Origin of the sequence: Agrobacterium sp. El2ro-1b (assembly GCF_048298475.1) — a bacterium.
Taxonomy (GTDB): domain Bacteria; phylum Pseudomonadota; class Alphaproteobacteria; order Rhizobiales; family Rhizobiaceae; genus Agrobacterium; species Agrobacterium fabrum.
In genome coordinates, this window is the sequence record NZ_CP103459.1 from 1,994,061 (window position 1) to 2,011,941 (window position 17,881).

The 17,881-nt window shown below is 59.3% G+C and carries 14 protein-coding genes and 1 pseudogene; 7 read left to right on the forward strand and 8 right to left on the reverse strand.

What is annotated here, in order from left to right; genetic code table 11:
• Window positions 1-87: 87 nt before the first annotated feature.
• From NYR50_RS23180 to NYR50_RS23195, 4 genes are read right to left on the reverse strand one after another with little or no spacing between them, the layout of a single operon-like run.
• Window positions 88-864, reverse strand: a complete 777-nt coding sequence (locus NYR50_RS23180; RefSeq protein ID WP_418138172.1) for a sugar phosphate isomerase/epimerase family protein — start codon at window positions 862-864, stop codon at window positions 88-90.
• Window positions 861-1,877, reverse strand: a complete 1,017-nt coding sequence (locus tag NYR50_RS23185; RefSeq protein ID WP_174009688.1) for a hydroxyacid dehydrogenase — start codon at window positions 1,875-1,877, stop codon at window positions 861-863. The genes NYR50_RS23180 and NYR50_RS23185 overlap by 4 nt, the downstream gene beginning before the upstream one ends.
• Window positions 1,874-3,751, reverse strand: a complete 1,878-nt coding sequence (locus tag NYR50_RS23190; RefSeq protein ID WP_418138173.1) for a DUF2264 domain-containing protein — start codon at window positions 3,749-3,751, stop codon at window positions 1,874-1,876. The genes NYR50_RS23185 and NYR50_RS23190 overlap by 4 nt, the downstream gene beginning before the upstream one ends.
• On the reverse strand, window positions 3,744-4,805 hold the full coding sequence (locus NYR50_RS23195) for a LacI family DNA-binding transcriptional regulator (protein WP_174009686.1): 1,062 nt from the start codon (window positions 4,803-4,805) through the stop codon (window positions 3,744-3,746). Before NYR50_RS23195 ends, NYR50_RS23190 begins: the two co-directional genes overlap by 8 nt.
• A 112-nt stretch (window positions 4,806-4,917) precedes the next feature.
• On the opposite strand from NYR50_RS23195, the pseudogene NYR50_RS23200 reads away from it, so the two are divergent.
• The 7 genes and pseudogenes from NYR50_RS23200 to NYR50_RS23230 all read left to right on the forward strand — a co-directional run.
• Window positions 4,918-6,192 (forward strand): annotated as a pseudogene (locus tag NYR50_RS23200) (ABC transporter substrate-binding protein); the annotation flags it as partial.
• A gap of 165 nt (window positions 6,193-6,357) precedes the next feature.
• Window positions 6,358-7,287 carry an ArsR/SmtB family transcription factor gene (locus NYR50_RS23205; protein ID WP_418138174.1) on the forward strand — a complete coding sequence of 310 codons (930 nt, stop codon included), beginning with the start codon at window positions 6,358-6,360 and terminating at the stop codon, window positions 7,285-7,287.
• A gap of 120 nt (window positions 7,288-7,407) precedes the next feature.
• Window positions 7,408-8,919 (forward strand): alpha-N-arabinofuranosidase, encoded by a 1,512-nt coding sequence (locus tag NYR50_RS23210; protein WP_174009683.1) that lies wholly within the window; start codon window positions 7,408-7,410, stop codon window positions 8,917-8,919.
• A gap of 7 nt (window positions 8,920-8,926) precedes the next feature.
• Complete coding sequence (locus tag NYR50_RS23215; protein WP_174009682.1) at window positions 8,927-10,000, forward strand: ABC transporter ATP-binding protein; 1,074 nt, start codon at window positions 8,927-8,929, stop codon at window positions 9,998-10,000.
• Window positions 10,001-10,074: 74 nt separating this feature from the next.
• Complete coding sequence (locus NYR50_RS23220) at window positions 10,075-11,349, forward strand: extracellular solute-binding protein (protein ID WP_174009681.1); 1,275 nt, start codon at window positions 10,075-10,077, stop codon at window positions 11,347-11,349.
• A 69-nt stretch (window positions 11,350-11,418) separates the two neighbouring features.
• Complete coding sequence (locus tag NYR50_RS23225; protein WP_174009680.1) at window positions 11,419-12,303, forward strand: carbohydrate ABC transporter permease; 885 nt, start codon at window positions 11,419-11,421, stop codon at window positions 12,301-12,303.
• Window positions 12,300-13,127, forward strand: coding sequence for a carbohydrate ABC transporter permease (locus NYR50_RS23230; protein ID WP_418138175.1), 828 nt, complete (start codon window positions 12,300-12,302; stop codon window positions 13,125-13,127). The genes NYR50_RS23225 and NYR50_RS23230 overlap by 4 nt, the downstream gene beginning before the upstream one ends.
• 223 nt (window positions 13,128-13,350) lie before the next feature.
• On the opposite strand, the gene NYR50_RS23235 is transcribed toward NYR50_RS23230, so the two are convergent.
• From NYR50_RS23235 to NYR50_RS23250, 4 genes are all read right to left on the reverse strand, one after another.
• Window positions 13,351-14,472, reverse strand: a complete 1,122-nt coding sequence (locus NYR50_RS23235) for a sn-glycerol-3-phosphate import ATP-binding protein UgpC (RefSeq protein WP_418138176.1) — start codon at window positions 14,470-14,472, stop codon at window positions 13,351-13,353.
• 31 nt (window positions 14,473-14,503) lie between these two features.
• Entirely contained in the window at window positions 14,504-15,388 is an 885-nt protein-coding gene (locus tag NYR50_RS23240) for an ABC transporter permease subunit (RefSeq protein ID WP_174009677.1), read from the reverse strand.
• 7 nt (window positions 15,389-15,395) lie between these two features.
• Entirely contained in the window at window positions 15,396-16,286 is an 891-nt protein-coding gene (locus NYR50_RS23245) for a carbohydrate ABC transporter permease (RefSeq protein WP_174009676.1), read from the reverse strand.
• A gap of 82 nt (window positions 16,287-16,368) precedes the next feature.
• Entirely contained in the window at window positions 16,369-17,712 is a 1,344-nt protein-coding gene (locus NYR50_RS23250; RefSeq protein ID WP_174009675.1) for an extracellular solute-binding protein, read from the reverse strand.
• Window positions 17,713-17,881: the final 169 nt, after the last annotated feature.

Sequence of the window (17,881 nt, forward strand, 5' to 3'; positions counted from 1 at the left end):
CCAGCGCCCCTATCTCCTCAAAAATATAGTGCATAATTTTCACTATGTGAAGTGTGGCTGGAAGATATTTATGATGAGCAGGCGGTTCTAAGTTCTGCTGAGGATCTGCCGAAGCGTCTGTGCATCGTCGGCGAACTGACCGACGTCGTCACCCCTGACGAATTCCAGCATTGCATAAGTCTGCTTATCCCAATCGCTTTGCGGCATCGCGTCGATACAGGCCTGCCAAAAATCCACTCGTTCGCCAAGTGACAGTCGGCTGGCATCGGCAAGCCAGGCGAAGACGTGCAGGTGGCATATGCGCGGGCTGAGGGCGGCGATTTCCGTGAGTGCGTCAGAAAGAGGCAGGCCGGGTGCTGGCTGCCAGTAGAAGAAGAGATTGGGGGCGGTCAAATCTTGCGCCAGTTGCAGGGCCGAGGGCAGGGTGTCCGTCAGTGAATTGGGGTGATATTCGAGGCCGATCGTCATGTCGTAATCTTGCGCGTGGCGGGCGATCTCTGCCAGCGCCTCGGTGGCCGTGCGGCGCTCGGCGGGAGAGTAGTCCGTGGAAAGCCTTTTACGGTGGCCCGGCCAGATACGGATATGGCCGGTGCCGAGCGCTTTGGCGGTTTCCAGCACGGCGGCCAGATCTTCCCGCGTAAAATCCGGCGCGAAGATGTAGGAGCCGTAGGAGGAGACGGTGAGGCCCGCTTTAGCGGTCCGCTCGGCCACACCCCTTGCATTTTCGAGGTCGCCGGCGGGAACGTGGATATCCGCGCCCCATTCGATTGCCTTGATGGCGTTTGCGACGGCAAGGTCGATGACCGCCTGCGGCGACAGGGAGCGGAAGGTGACGGAGCAGAGGCCCGGCTCGAAAATTCTCATGCGATTAGTTCCAGATGTTCCGGCCGTACCTGCTGTTCAAGTGCCGCGCCCTGACAGAAGCGTTCGATTTCCGCGATTGCCATGTCGCCCAGTCTGGCGCGCTCGAGGCCTACTGCGCCGGCGATGTGCGGCGTCAGGAAGACGTTGGGCAGGCTGTAGAAAGGCGAGTCCGGCGGCGGCACTTCCGGATCGGTCACGTCGATGACCGCCTCGATGCGGCTGGTCTTCAGTTCGCTCAGAAGCGCATTTTCATCCACCAGCGCGCCGCGCGCGGTGTTGATGAGTGTCGCGCCATCCTTCATCCGGGCGAGTTCCTGTGCGCCGATCATATGCCGTGTTTGCGGCAGGGAGGGCGCATGCAGGGATATGACATCGCTTATCGCCATCAGCGCATCAAGCGACACGAGGCGTACACCGAGCCGCTCCGCCTCCGCCGGGCTTAGAAAAGGGTCAAAGAGAACAAGATCGAGATCAAAGGAGCGCAAAAGAGAGATGACACGCCGTCCGATCCGCGACGCGCCGACGATGCCGACCGTGAGGCCGAGATTGCCGATGGGCGCCGATTGCAGTCGTTCGACATTGCTCCGCCCGCGATCCCGCTCGTAGAGGCGCCTGAAGCCGAAGGTGCGTTTGCCTGCAAGCAGGATCATTGCCAGCGAAAACTCTGCGACCGGTTGCGCATTCGCCTCCGCCGCGCTGCACACGGTGATGCCGCGTTCAAAGACCGCTTGCGAGAGAAAATATTTGACCGTGCCGGCGGCATGGGAGATCAGCTTCAGCCGTGGCATCAGCGCCAGTTCCCTTGCGCCGATGTCGGGGCAGCCCCAGCCGGTCAGGAGAATATCCGTGTGTTCCAGCCGGTCCTGCACGGATGGATCGTGAAAATCGCAGATCCGGGCCGGATCGAGGATTTCAACGCTGTGTGACAGCCTTTCGAGCGCCTGTGGTGTCAGCACATGCTGTGTCCGCTCCGGGTCCATGGCAAGGCTGAGACGCGGAAGCGGTGTCGTCATTGCGGCTCTCCGGTCGCCGCCATGCTGCTGACGGAGACACCGCGTTCTGCAAACAGGCGGTCGAGCGCCTTAATGTCCGGAAGTGCGGGAGCGGCTGCCAGCGCTTTTTCACTTTCAGGCCCGGTCAATCCTGCAAAGACGGCGCAGGCGAGCAGAGTTGTCCCGGCTGGAATGTCGCCACGCAATTGCGGCACGGTGGTTTTTGCATTGATGAGATTGGTATTCGGCAGGGCCTTCAGCGCGATGCCCTGGCGCGTGACACTCGAACCGAGATCGAGGATGGCGGATATGTCGGTGCCGCAATCTGCCGTTGCCCGACCGGTTGCCTCGCTCACAACATCCCTGTCGCCGTCATTGCGGTTGATTGCGAAGCCACCTTCGGTCACGGAAAGAGGGCGCGGGGAGGAAATTCGATGGAGCCTGATATGCCAGTCCCCCGCCGCCGCCAACGTCGTTTCGACTTCGACATCGGGGAACGGTTTCCATGTCGCCCGCAGGTTATTCCCTGCAAGCAGAACCTTCTGATTGGTCTCACGCACCCGATAATGCAAACCGTCATCGGAGAAGGCCAGCATATTGTCGAAACCATTGGTCTTGAAACCGCGCTCGTCCACCTCGACGCCGAAGCCGTAACGGGAGGAATAGGCGAATTTGGCGTACTTCTCGGGCCCGCCGCGCATGGAAAGGTTTTCCTGCCCACTGGAAAGGGCGGTGACATTGCCCTTGGTCCTCATCATCACCATGCCGGGATGAACGAGCGGCCGTGGTTTTGAAACGGCCGGGGGCAGTTTTTCCTCCGCCTGCCAGAAGGGGTGGCTTTCGGGAAGCGCCAGCGGCAGAAAGGCCTTAAAGGCCCAATAGGGCGAGCCGGCGGAATTGTAGCTTTCCGACATGGTCAGCTGCGGATAGGCGTAACCGATGGAGAGGACACCGTCGCGATCCGCAATCGGTTTGTTCGCCCACCAGCGCAGATGCTGCAAATAAAGCCCCTTGATCTCGCCCCAGGGCAGTGCTTCCTCATCGGCGAAGGCAAGGACGGCCCAGAAGCCGCCGCAGGCGAAACGATAGGTCATGGAGCGGCCGAAGGCCAGCGCGCCGCCATCCTCCTCGAACCAGCTGGCGAAATCGCCGGCGAAGAGGCGGGCGCGCTCGCGGTAGCGTGCGGCATAGGCATCGTCAGGCTTGCTGAGCCTGGCATAGATCAGGCCGTAAAAATGCATGGCGAAGGCGATATAGTGGTCGATGCGGCGATAATTGCCGTCGCGATACCAGCCATCGGCAATGTAGAAATCGTCCAGTTCCCTCTGGAATGTCTCGGTCAGACTGCGGTCGAAAGCGATGCCGAGATGGTCGAGCGCCATGTCGACCATCACCCGGAAGAACTTCCAGTTATTGTCGGCATAATTGCGCTCGCGTGCCGTCAACAGGTAGCGGCTTACATTCTCCTTCTGCGCGTCGGACAGTGGCTCCCAGAGGTGTTGCGGCGCAAGCCGTAGCGCGAAACCAAGTGCGGCTAGTTCGACCAGTCGCTGGTCCTTCTGGCGCACGTCGCCCCAGTAATCGGGATGGGCGGGATCGGTGCCGTTGGCGATGCCTTTGGCCAGAAGCGGCCAATGCTCAAAACTGTCGCCGCTCAGCGCCAGCGGTGCGATGCCCCAGAGCGGCCGGGCAAATCCCTCCAGATCGGCCGCGGCCCGGTCGAAATGCGCGGCGGTGCCGCTCAGCGTTACCCTTGCCCCACCCGGTGAAAAATAGGGGAGCAGGGGCGCGAAACTGTCATCGAGCGCACGCCGGACATCGACGCGGCTCTTGAGCGGATTGCCATGCAACGGGTTAAATCTTGCCATATCGCTTCTGGTCCCCGTGTCATGCATCGCCTGCTGCCTTTCCGGTGTTTTTTGCCTGTCCGGCGGTTTGCCCCTCCACTAGCTGCACGCCGAGCTGTATGTGTCGGGCATTGGCGGAAGGTTCCGTCATCCGGCGCCGCAGCAGCTCCACCGCTTCGCGGGCAATTTCACGGCGATCAACCCTGATCGTGCTGAGCCTCGGAGTGGAGAGTTCGGCAAAGGGCAGGTCGTCGAAGCCGATGATGGAAAGATCGTCCGGTACGGCAAGGCCAAGCTCCTGCGCAGCACCCAGCGCGCCGAGCGCAATCGCGTCGTTCATGCAGAAAATGCCTGTTGTCCCAGGGTCTTTGGCAAGCAGCTGGCGAACCGCATCGCCGGCCTGTCCGAAGCCGCTCTCCACCGTTGAAAGCAGGCATTCTTCATAGGTGGCTCCCTCTTCCTCGATCGTTTGCCGGAAACCGCGCATGCGCTCCCGTATGGTGTGGCGATGATGCGGGCCGATATAGGCGACCTTGCGGTGGCCGAGTTCCAGCAGCCGCCGCGCCGCCATCGCGCCGCCGTAAAAGTTGGAGGGTGAAATACAGTCCAGCAGCATCGCAGGATCGGCGCTGTTGACCAGAACCGGCTGCACCACACCCTGCGTGATGCGGTGAATGATTTCGTCTTCGGGGTCGAGACCGATGGCGAGAAGGCCGTCTACTTCGCAGACGCGCTGCGTGAGCGCCTCGTCGATCTGCTTCTGGTGCAGGAGCCGGATATCGAGTTCGAAACCATCCGTCTGGGCAAGGCTACGCAGCGTGTCGAAAATGTCGTGATAGAAGGCACCGATGTCGCCGGTCGCTCTTTCCGCAGCCATCAGCGCAAGAATTTTTTTGCCCTCCAGCGTCACGCCGCTCGCCTGGTTTCCGGTCGGGCGCAACGGATAACCAAGCTCGGCGGCCACACCCAGCACCTTGGTCTGTATCGAAGCGCTGATACCCTTTTCGCCTGCCAGAACCCGCGAGACAGTGCTGATGGAGACGCCGGCGCGCTGCGCGATATCCGACTGGCGCGGGCGGCTGATGTCGGGCGTATCGTTCATATCGTCTCCTGCGCTTGCAAAAAAATCTAATGTGATGCAAATATTGCAAACCAAGAAAATTTGCAAGAATTTAAGTGACATCTGAAAAATTTGCGAAACGCGGGAGGAGCAGATGCAAATGATCGATAGACGTGGATTTCTGGTGACGGCGGCGCTGGCCGGCCTGGGGGCTGCGGCGGGTGGTTTTCGCGCGATGGCGGCGGAAACTCGGCTTCGTTGCGTATGGTGGGGTTCGGCAGACCGCAACAAGCGCACCAATGAGGTGATTTCGCTTTACCAGAAGGCTGATCCGCAAACGGTGGTGAGCGGCGAGATGATCGCCGGTTCCGACTACTGGACCAAGCTTGCGACCTCGATGGCCGGGCGCAATGTCGCCGATATCTTCCAGCTCGAGCCTTCCACGATTGCCGATTATTCCGGCCGTGGCGCCTGCATGGAACTCGATCAGTTCGTCGGCTCGGCGCTTGATCTTTCCAACTTCGGCAAGAGCGAGATCGATCTTTGCCGTATCGATGGCAAGCTTTATGGCGTTGGTCTCGGGCTCAACTCCTTCTGCATGATGTATGATGCCGAGGCGCTGAAGGAAGCGGGCGTTTCCATGCCGGCGGGCCAGATCACCTGGACGGCGCTGGCGGAACTGGCGCGGGATTTCAAAAAAAATGGTCCGGCAAAAAGAAATTACTGGGCGGTGCCTTATGGCGCACGGTATCATTATGTCTTCGATGTCTGGCTGCGCCAGCGCGGCAAGCTCCTGTTCCAGGATGGCACCATCGGTTTCAACAAGGAAGACGCCAAGGAATGGTTCGCCTATTGGGAGAAGCTGCGCGAGGACAAGCTCTGCGTTTCCGCCGATATCCAGACGCGTGATGACAATACCATCGAATCCAACGCTTTGACGCTTGGCAATTCGGCCATCGGTTTTGCCTATTCCAACCAGCTCGTGGGTTACCAGGCGCTCAACAAGAAGACGCTGTCCATCGGCATGCTGCCGGGCGAGGGGGAGGGCAAACCGACCGGACATTATTACCGGCCGGGCCTTATCTGGTGCATTTCCTCCACCTCCACCAATCCGGAAGCGGCGGCGAAGTTCATCAACTTCTTCGTCAACGATATCGACGCCGGCAAGGTCCTCGGTGTCGAACGCGGTGTGCCGCCGGCCAAGAAGGTGCGCGAGGCGGTGTTGCCAAGCCTCAACGAGAGCGAACGCAAGACGGTGGATTATATCGAGGGCCTGTCCGGCAAGCTCGATACCTATCCGGAACCTGCCCCGATCGGCGCCAATGAATTCGACCGCGGTGTGATGCGGCCGATTGCCGATTCGCTCGCCTTCGGTCGCGCCAGCGTCGATGAGGCGGCGCAGAATCTTGTCGACACCGGCACGCGGTCTCGCAGCCGTGTGGCGGTGCTTTTTTCATTGATCGCAAGAGGATCGCGACGGAATGAGCGGCGCTTTACGCCATCTGCTACGGCTTTATGACAAACAGGACTGGACAAGGGCAGGGCATTTAAGCCAGAAATTCTGATCTGGATCGATAAATCTGAAGATTAGACCATGGCGCCCAATTTCCTCCTCATTGATGCTGAAAAAGAATTCGATGTGCTAAAGGCGGCCGCGTCGCTGATCCGCGTGCAGATATTGAAGTTGCTGCATGAGGCCAATGGCCTGAACGTCAACGAGATCGCCCAGAGGCTGGCGCTGCCGCAATCCACCGTATCGGCCGGCGTGGCGGTTCTCGAAGAGGCGGGACTGTTGCGAACGGAGACGCGCAAGGCGCGCAAGGGCAGTCAGAAAATCTGCTTTGCCACCTGCGACGAGCTCATCGTTTCTTTCCGAAAACCGGAGACGCCGGCGGCTTCCAACTACATTGCGGTGGCGATGCCACTCGGTCTTTATACGCAAAGTTCGGTCACCGCGCCCTGCGGTATCTGCTCGCCGGAGGGTATCATCGGACTGCTGGATGTGCCCGACACATTCATGGATCCGGACCGCATGAAGACGGCACTGTTGTGGCTGACCTCGGGTTTCGTGGAGTATCAATTCCCCAATAATGCGAAGATTCAGGGCCGGAACGTCGAGGAAGTCGAGTTTTCGATGGAAGTGAGTTCCGAGGTGCCGAGAACCCACAGCAACTGGCCGTCCGATATCACGCTGTCCGTCAACGGCAAGGAAATCGGTGTCTGGACCTCGCCCGGCGACTTCGGCGACAAGCGGGGCGTCTTTACGCCGGACTGGTGGAAGCTGTCCGGTTCCCAATACGGCATGCTGAAAACATGGCGTATCACACCCCAGGGAACCTATGTCGACGGAACGCGGATTTCGGATGTGACGCTTGCGGATATTGATCTCGCAAGCCACCGTTCCATCCGGTTGCGCATCGAGGTCAAGGCCGATGCAAAACATCCCGGCGGGTTGAATATATTCGGCCGCGGTTTCGGCAATTACGATCAGGACATCGTCCTGCGTCTGCGAACGGCCGTCTGATCCAGCAAATTTAATAAGTATGATTTTAGCGGTTGACAGGCGCGGATTCTCTCGGCAACTATATTACGAAATATGGTTTATATCATATTTTAAGATATAAATGCGCAGGGAGGAGAGCCTATGAAAGCGCGGGTTTCAGTCCACCGGGACTTCCGGATTGGGCGTATCGACGATCGCCTATATTCCGCCTTCATCGAACATATGGGACGTGCGATCTATGGCGGGATTTACGAGCCCGGCCATCCGCAGGCGGATGCCAACGGTTTTCGCAAGGACGTCCTGAAATTCGTGCAGGACCTGAAAATCCCGGCCATCCGTTATCCCGGCGGCAACTTCGTGTCTGCCTATCGCTGGGAGGACGGCATCGGCCCGCGCGACCAGCGTCCCATTCGTCTCGACCTTGCCTGGCGTTCGAAGGAAACCAACCAGATCGGCATCAACGAATTTGCCGACTGGGCGCAGATGGCCGGTATCGAGATGATGCTTGCCGTCAATCTCGGTTCCCGTGGTCTGGATGATGCGCGCAACTTTCTCGAATATGTGAATTTCCCGGGTGGTACTGCGCTCAGCGATCTGCGCCGCAGCCATGGCACGGAAAAGCCCCACGGCGTGAAAATGTGGTGCCTCGGCAACGAAATGGACGGCCCCTGGCAGATCGGCCACAAGACCGCGGTGGAATATGGCCGTCTGGCCAACGAAACCGCCAAGGCCTTCAAGGGCTTCGATCCCACCATTGAAGCGATTGTCTGCGGCAGCTCGAACGATGGCATGCCGACCTATCCCGAATGGGAGCGCGAGGTGCTGGAGGAGTGCTACGAGAATGTCGATCACATCTCGCTGCATAAATATTTCGGCAATAACAGCCGCGACACACTGAATTATTTCGGGAAGATCGAGGAAACCGGGCGCTACATCCAGACCATTGCCGGTGTCATCGATTATGTGAAGGCGAAGAAGCGCGCCAAGAACGATGTCTCCATCTGCTTTGACGAATGGAACGTCTGGTATCATATCCGCGAAGACGACGGCAAACGCATCAAGAGCTGGGACTGGCCGGAAGCGCCGGCACTTCTGGAAGAGACTTACAACTTCGAGGATGCGCTTTTTGTCGCCGGTCTGCTCAATGAGTTCATCCGCCGTTCGGATCGCGTGCGCATCGCCTGCATCGCCCAGCTCGTGAATGTCATCGCTCCCATCCGGGCGGAAAAGAACGGGCCGGCCTGGCGCCAGACGATCTATTACCCCTATCAGTTCGCCTCGCTTTATGGTCGTGGCGTCGCGCTGAATGTCGCGGTCGATTGCCCGACCTATGATTGCAACGCGGCCGATGACGTCAAATATCTCGACGTCGCCGGTGTTTATGATGAAGCCGAGGGCATGGTGACGTTGTTCGTCCTCAACCGGCATCTCACCGAGGCGGCCGATATCAATGTCAGCCTCACCGGGTTCTCGTCGGCCACGCTCGACCTGCATCTTGCCATGGCGGGATATGATCTGCGCGTCGGCAACGGTCCGGATCAGCCGGATCGCGTCGTGCCGGTGCCGGGCAGCGGCATTGGTGTCGAGGATGGGGCGCTGAAGGGTTCCGTGCCGGCATTGTCCTATCATGTGCTGCGGCTGAAGGTTCAGTGAGGCGGCGATGGGTGTCCGTCTCAACAATATAGCCAAGTCCTTCGGATCTTTCGCAGCGATCCGGGATGTCTCGATGGAAATCCCGACCGGCAGCTTCGCGGTCTTTGTCGGGCCTTCTGGTTGCGGCAAATCCACGCTACTGCGGATGATCGCCGGTCTTGAAGAGACCAGCGGCGGCCACATCGCCATCGATGACCGTGATGTCACGGCCGTCGAACCGGCAGAACGCGGCGTCGCCATGGTGTTCCAGAACTACGCGCTTTATCCACATCTCAGCGTGTTCGAGAACATGGCTTTCAGCCTGCGGCTTGCCCGCAGGCCGAAAGCCGAGGTGAATGAAAGGGTGGGCGAAGCTGCGCGCATCCTGCAGCTTGAAGACCATCTGCATAAAAAACCGTCGCAGCTTTCGGGCGGGCAGCGGCAGCGCGTGGCGATCGGTCGCGCCATCGTGCGGCAGCCGAAGGTCTTCCTTTTCGACGAGCCGCTTTCGAACCTCGATGCGGAGCTGCGCGTCCAGATGCGGCTGGAACTGACGCGTCTTCACCGCAAGCTCGGCGCCACGATGATCTATGTCACGCATGACCAGGTGGAGGCCATGACGCTTGCGGACAAGATTTTCGTGCTGAAGGGCGGCGTCGTGCAGCAGGCGGGTGCGCCGCTCACCCTTTATGATGATCCGGATAACCGGTTCGTGGCGGGCTTCATCGGCTCGCCGGCGATGAACTTCCTGCAGGCGGCGATTGTCGAACAGCGAAATGGTGTCGTGACGCTTTCACTCGATGGCGGCGAGAGACATCTTGAGGCACGGCTTTTGCAGCCTGTTTCCGCTGGCCAGCGGGTCGAAATCGGCGTTCGGCCGGAGCATCTGACGATCGCGCAGGATGGCGCCCTGCCTGTCAATGTCGAGGTGGCGGAGGAGCTGGGGGATGTTTCCTATCTCTACACACGCGCGGCCTCGGGCAAGGAAATCATCGTGCAACGCCAGGGCTCGCGCGAAAGTCTCGATGGCCGGTCCGTCCTGCTGAGCGCCTCACCCGACCACATCATGGTTTTCGATAGCGACGGCAAAAGATTGCGATAGGCGCGAGGAGGCGCCTTTCGATGCAGCAGACCGCCCCAGCAGGGGTGTTTCCACATAAACGGGAGGAGTGAACGATGCGACTGATCAAGACATTGCTTGTTGGCACGGTTCTGGGTTTGACCGCCCTGCCGGCGCTGGCCAGACAGGATATCGTCTGGTGGGATTTTCTGTCCGGCGGTGACGGCGTGCGCATGAAGGCGCTGATCGATGCCTTCAACAAGGAGCACCCGGATATTCAGGTGAAGGGAACGACGCTGGAATGGGGCGTGCCCTTCTATACCAAGGTGCGGACTGCCTCTGCCGTCGGCGAGGGGCCTGATGTCATGACCTACCACCTTTCGCGTGCGCCACTGGCGCTGCAGGAAAAGGTGCTGAGCGAAATCACCGACAAGGATCTTGAGGAAGCCGGCCTGAAGAAGGACGATTTCTTCAGCGCGCCGCTCGAGGCGGCCACTCATGACGGCAAGCTTTATGCCGTGCCTTTCGATATTCACGCGCTTGTTCTTTATTACAATGCCGATCTTCTCAAAGGCTCACCCTATCTCGATGCCGAAGGCAAGCTCACCGGCATCAAATCAATGGATGATTTCGAAAAGGCGCTGGCCTGGGCGAAAGAAAAGGGCGTCCAGACGCCGGTCACCTATCAGTCCGGCGGTGAAGCCGGTGTCTGGCGCGTCTTTTATACGTTGTTCTCGCAGCAGGGCGGCGAACTCGTCACCAATGGCGAGGTGCTTGCCGGCGACAATGCCGAGAAAGCTGCCAAGGCGATCGACACCATGTCGAAATGGCGCGAAAACGGCTGGGCACCGGAACAGGCGGAATATGCGGCGTCCGTCGCGCTGTTCTCCGCCGGAAAATCCGCCTTCCAGCTGAACGGCGTCTGGGAAGTGCCGACCTACAAGGATCTGGAGAAAAACGGCAAGCTGGGCTTCAAGTGGAGCGCGGTCGAGGTTCCACCCTTCATGGGCAAACGCGCCACCTGGGCGGATTCGCACGCCTTCGCCATCCCCAACCAGGGTGACAAGACCGCTTCCGGCGAGAAGCGCGCTGCCGTGATGAAGGTGATCGGCTGGATGGAAAAACACGCCATCAGCTGGGCCGATGCCGGTCATATCCCGGCCTATAAATCGATCACTGAAAGCAGTGACTACAAGGCGATGCAGCCGAATGCCACCTATGCGTCGCTCGCGGAAGCGGCCGTGTTCGATCCGAAGACGACGATCACCGGTGTCGCTTCACCCGCCTATGATGCCGCTCTCAATGTCATCGCTCCGGCCATTCAGGGCTTCATGAGCGGCACGGATGCGGTGGCGCAGATCAAGGACGAGCTGCAAAGCAAGCTGAAGTGACAGGAAACCAACCCTCCGGTCTCTGGCCGGAGGGTTGCCTTGCAATGCGTAATGTCCCGGAGACTGTCCATGGCTATGATTGAAAACCGGCGCAAGAAATCGCTGATCGCGCTGTCGATGGTGACGCCGTTCATCGTGGTCTTCGCCACCTTCTTCCTTTATCCACTAATCGAGATGGTACGCATCAGTTTTACCGATGCGCCGCTGATCGGTGACGGAAACTGGGTCGGGCTGGCGAACTACGCAAAACTGCTGAGCGACCGCCTTTTCGTCACCTCTTTGAAAAACAATGGCTATTTTGTGCTTTTGACCGTCGTGCCGACGACCGTCATCGCGCTCATGATCGCTCTTGCCGTCAGCCGTCTGTCGGGCGTCAAGCAGACGATCGCCATGAGCCTGTTTTTCCTGCCCTATGTGCTGCCGGTTTCGGTCGTTACGGAAATCTGGGCATGGATGCTGGATCTGCAGTTCGGCATTCTCCAGCCTGTCATTTCGCTCATTGCCGGCAAGCCGGTTGCGGTTTTCAAGAACCCCTATTGGGTGATGCCGATGGTCGCCGTCGTGACCATCTGGTGGACGAATGGCTTCAACGTGTTGCTGTTCATCGCCGGGTTGCGCAATATCCCGACCGAGCTTTACGAGGCTGCCTCGCTTGATGGCGCAACCACCTGGCAGCGCTTCTGGCGGGTGACATGGCCGCTTCTCTGGCCCGTCACGGCACTGGTTCTCACCTTGCAACTGATCCTGCAGCTGAAGATATTCGATCAGATCTATCTCCTGAGCGGCGGCGGTCCCTTCAATTCCAGCTTTGTGCTTCTGCTGAAGGTCTATCGCGAGGCGTTCCAGCTGAACAATGGTGGTTATGCTTCCGCCGTTTCCACCGTGCTGTTCCTGCTGATCGTCATCGTTTCCATTCTCCAGTTCCAGTTGCTGCGCATCCGGAGGAATTCATGAGCTTCACACGAAGACTAGAAAACGTCGTTCTAACCCTGCTGACATTTTCGGCGGCGCTCGTATGGATTTTTCCGCTCTATTGGGGGTTCGTGACCTCTCTGCGTTCGGACAATAATGTCGCCGGCAACATGTCGTTGTTGCCGGATGAGTTTCAGCTGGGGGCTTATGTGAACGCCCTCTTCAACACGCGGCTGTTGACCTGGTATGTGAATTCCATCGGCACCGCCGCAATCGTCACCGTTTCCGTGCTGGTAATTTCGATGTTGTGCGCCTATGCGCTGTCGCAGATCCGTTTTCCGGGACGCCGCCTGCTGTATGGCATCGTGCTGGCCAGTTTCATGGTGCCGGCGCAAACGCTTGTGGTCACCCAGTTCATCCTGATGAAGAACCTCAACCTCATCAACACCTGGGCGGGCATCATCCTGCCGCAGCTCATCACGCCCATCGTCATCATCGTCTACAAGCAGTTCTTCGACAGCGTGCCCAAGGAAATGCGCGAAGCGGTGGTTCTGGATGGCGGCGGCGAATACACCATCCTTTTCAAGGTCTATCTGCCGTTGAACTGGGGCATCACCACCGCGCTCGCGATCGTGACCTTCATCACGGTGTGGAACGCCTTCTTCTGGCCGTTTCTTGTTATCACCTCTGAAAACATGATGACGATCCCTGTCGGCATCACGCAGGTCAACGATACTTTTGGCATCGTTTATGCGCGCCTTATGGCGATTGCCATGCTGGCGGCCCTGCCGGTCATCATCGCTTATGTCGTCTTCCAGCGCCGCGTGACGGAAGCGATCATGATCTCATCAGGCGTGAAGGGGTGAGGCCGCCAATCTTCGCAGGATGCGGCGGGCAGCAAAGGAAATGGACGCTGCCCGCTTTATCGTGACCAAGCCGTCCCTCCGGCTCATCCGCAACGCCTGTGCTGTTCGGGCAAAGATGAAGCCCGCATAGCCGCCCGGTCCGGCCGCTGCCACCGATCTCGATCGCAGGTCCGGCGCGGCCGGAATTTATCCGAAGCCGTGCCGGACGTATCTCAGGGGATCATTAAACCGCGAGCAGCGTCTCGTTGTTGCTTCGGGCAGTCTCCGCCGTCCCCTCCGTTTCGATCCGCTTGCTGGTAGCCGGGTCGAAGAAATGAAGATGGGCGGCGGGAAGATCCAGATGGATGCGCTGGCCGGGTTTTACCAGGAGATCCTCACCGATGGCGGCGGAGAAGGTTTCGCCAGCAATATCCGCATGCACGATGCGACCGGAGCCAAGTTCTTCGACGAAATCCACGATGGCAGGCACGCCGGGGCCATCCATGCTCACCACACATTGTTCCGGGCGGATGCCGACCGTCACGTTGCGGCCACGCAGTTCCAGCGCGGTTTCGGGGAAAAGTTTCACCGGGGTGGCGGAGAGCATCACGGCAGGGGTCTCCACTTCCACCTTTGTGGTGAAGAGGTTCATGGCGGGGGAGCCGATGAAGGAAGCGACGAAGGTGCTGGCCGGACGGTGATAGATATCGAGCGGATGGCCGACCTGCTCGACATTGCCCTTGTTCATCACCACCAGCCGGTCGGCCAGCGTCATGGCTTCCACCTGGTCATGGGTGACGAAGACGGAGGTGGCGGAGAGGCGCTGGTGCAGCTTGCGGATTTCGGCGCGCATGGATACGCGCAGCTTGGCGTCGAGGTTGGAGAGCGGCTCGTCGAAAAGAAACACGGCGGGTTCGCGGATGATGGCGCGGGCCATGGCCACGCGCTGGCGCTGGCCGCCGGAAAGGGCGGCCGGCTTGCGCTCCAGATAGTCGGACAGGCCGACGATCTTGGCGGTCTCCTCGATGCGGCGCTGGCGTTCGGCCTTGGCAACGCCGGCGACCTTCAGCGCATAACCGATATTGCCGGCAACCGACATATGCGGATAAAGCGCATAATTCTGGAATACCATGGCGCAGCCGCGCTCACGCGGCTCCAGCGTGTTGACCACGCGCCCGCCAATGGCGATCTCGCCCGAGGTGATTTCCTCTAGGCCGGCGATCATACGCAGGAGCGTGGATTTGCCACAGCCCGAGGGGCCGAGAATGACGACGAATTCGCCGGAGTCGAAAGAAAGATCCACCCCGTGCAGGGTCTGCGTCTTGCCATAGGATTTGCGGACCTGACGAATATCGATCTGAGCCATGATAGAAAACCTTGTTGTTGAAAGCCGCGCGTCACTTGTCGGACGAGACGAGGCCACGGACGAACCAGCGTTGCAGGAAGGCCACGACGAAAAGCGGCGGCAGAATGATGATGAGGGAACCGGCCAGCGTGACGTTCCAGTCCGGCGTGCCGTCATCGGCGGGCAAAAGCGCCCTCAGCGACATCATCACCGTCTTGTAGGAAGGGTCGGTGATCATCAGCAGCGGCCACAGATACTGGTTCCAGGCATAAACGAACATGATGGTGGTGAGCGCCAGCATATTGGTGCGCGAGAGCGGCAGCAGCATGTCCACGAAGAAACGTGCGGCACCCGAACCGTCCATGCGGGCCGCTTCGGCCAGCTCGTCCGGGATCGTCATGAAGAACTGCCGGTAGAGAAAGGTGCCGGTGGCGGTGGCGACAAGCGGCAGGGTCAGGCCGGCATAGGAGTTCAGGAGGTTCCATTCCATCGTCATCTCGATGCCGAACAGGCCGAGAATGGAGCGCAGCGGCTGGAAAAGATCGGCGGCGACTGAATAGGTGGGGACCACGCGCACTTCGAGCGGCAGCATCAGGGTGATGAAGACCGTCCAGAAGAACAGATGTTTCAGCGGCGAGCGGAAGAAGACGATGGCGAAGGCGGTGAAGGCGGAGAGGGCCACTTTGCCGATGGTCACCAGCGTCGCCATGATCAGGCTGTTTAAGAGGGCGTTGCCGAGATTGGCGCGTGTCCAGGCGGTCTGCGCATTGGCGAAGAATTCGCCCTGCGGCATGAAACTGAACGGCACGCTGTTGACCTGCTGGACAGACTGGCTCGCGCCGGAAATGACGACGAGGAAAGGGCCGATGAGCAGGAGAAAGCCCGCGACCATGATCGCGTAGGTCAGGGCGTCGGCATAGGGTGTGCGCTGGATCATCGCCGCCTCACTTGTAGTGGACTTGCCGCTCAACGAAGCGGAACTGAATGAAGGTGAAGACCATGATGAGGCCGATGAGGACGAGGCTCTGGGCCGAGGCGCCGGAATAGTTCAGCCCCTGGAAGGCCTCGCTGACGATGCGATAGACCATCACTTCCGTGGCGTGGTTGGGACCACCCTCGGTCGTGGAGGCGACGATGCCGAATGTATCGGCGCCGACGAAACCTTCGGTCATCATAATGACGGTCAGAAAGAACAGGGTGGGCGCAAGCAGCGGCACCTGGATGTCGATGGCGCGGCGGATCGGCCCGGAACCGTCCATGGCGGCAGCCTCGGTCAGCGAGCGCGGCACCGATTGCAGACCGGCGAACAGGAAGATGAAGGTGTAGCCCGCCCATTTCCAGATGAAGATGACGATGATGAGTGCCAGCGCATGTTCATTATATTTGGCCGGGTTCCAGATATCGGGCCACCAGGCGTTCAGCGAGGCGGCGAGACCGCGTTCCGGTGACAGGATGAAGCGGAAGGCCATGCCTGCGGCGGGACCGGCAATTGCATAGGGCAGGATATAAAGCACCCGGAAGAAACCGGAGCCGGGAAGCTGGCGATCGACTGCAAGGGCCAGCACAAGGCCGATGAGAATGGCAAAAAACGGTCCGACGATGGCAAAGGTGAGGCTCGTGACGATCGATTGCCAGTAGAGCGGATCGCCGAAAGTTTCCACGAAATTGGCGAGACCGACAAATTCCGCCGGGCCGCCGAAGGGCGGTTCGAGGGTGAATGCCCAGTTCAGCACCGCGACAACCGGCCAATAGAAGAACAGAAGAATGAGCAGGAACTGCGGCAGGGCGAAGAGCACAGGCAGCCATGTGCTTTTGAAAACGGTACGTTTTTCCATTGGGAACCGGCAATGTTCGAGATTGAGGCGGGCCTGTCCGGAGGATGTCCGGACAGGCCTTATGACGGCAATAAAAACGGGCTTAGTTCAGCTTGGCGCCTTCATAGGTCTTTTCGAAGCGGCGCAGACCGGCATTGGAGCGCTCCACGGCCTTGTCGAGTTCGGCCTGGATGTCGGCGTTCTGCATGAAGATGGCTTCGAGTGAGGTCGCGATTTCCTTGCGGATCTGCGTGAAGCCGCCGAGGCGGATACCGCGGGTATATTCGGAAGGCGGCGTAAACGTCAGGCTTTCGATTGCCTTTTCGCGGCCCTTGTAGGGAGCCTTGTCGTAAAAGCCGTTGGCCTTCATGGCGTCGAAGCCGGTCTTGGTGACCGGGATGTAGCCGGTGACCGTCGACCACCACTCAACCATGTCAGGCTGGGCGATGAAGTTCAGGAATGCGGCGGCACCCTTGTATTCGGCGTCCGGACGACCGGCCATGACCCATAGCGAAGCGCCGCCGACCAGCGAATTGTGACGCTCGGTGCCCTTCCAGATCGGCAGCATGGCGACGTCCCACTTCACGCCGGCTGGCATGCCTTTGCCGACGGTGCCGTGGTTAGCGATCGAGGTCATGAACATCTGGCAGGTCTGCGAGGTGAAGGCGGGCAGAATGTCCATGCCGAGCTGCTTTGTCTTGACGACGAAAAGCTTCTCGTCCTGCATCTTCTTGAAGAATTTGACCTGGTCGACAAACTTGGTCTTGTTGATCGTCAGTTCGGCATCGAGACCCTGATAGCCGTTGGCCTTGGTGGCGATCGGCTGATTGTGGATGGCGGAGAACTGCTCCATCAGCATCCAGGTGTCGAAATTGAAGGCGAGCGGGCATTCGAAACCGGCGGCTTTAAGCTTCTTCGAAGCGTCTTCAACCTGTTCCCAGGTGTCGGGCTTGAAGGTGATGCCAGCTTTTTCGAAGGCATCGACATTATAATAAAAAACGGCGGTGGAGGAATTATACGGAAAGGAATTCAGCTCGCCCGAGGCGGTGGCGTAATAATTGGCGATGCCGGGGAAATAATTGTTCCAGTCGATCTTGTAGCCATTGTCGGCCATCAGCTTCTTGGCGGGAACGAAGGCCTTGGACAACATCATGTCCAGCGTGCCGGCGTCGTAAATCTGGGTAATGGCGGGCTGCTTCTTGGCGCGATAGGCAGCAATGGTGTTCTGCAGGGTGGATTCGTAATCGTTCTGCGAGGTGCAGACGATCTCGAAATCGGCCTGGGCATCGTTGAACTTCTTGCAGGTTTCCTGAACGCGCTCGCCGAGATCGCCGGAAAGGCCGTACCAGAATTCGAACTTGGTCTTTTCTGCGTGGGCAGCCGTTGCGCCAAAGGCGGCGGCGACGGCAATGCCGGCCACGAAGGAAGTCAGAGCGGAAGATTTCATGAGTTGAGCCCCGTTAATGGAATGATGGCCTGCTCGGCAAGGACATCACGTCCCCGGCACGACGCCACGGGCTCTGCTAACAGCCGTCTTTGACGGCTCGCTTACATTTTGTTGAACGTTTTGTGATGACTGGCCGCGCAGGGCATTCTGCGCGGCTGCAAATGTGCCT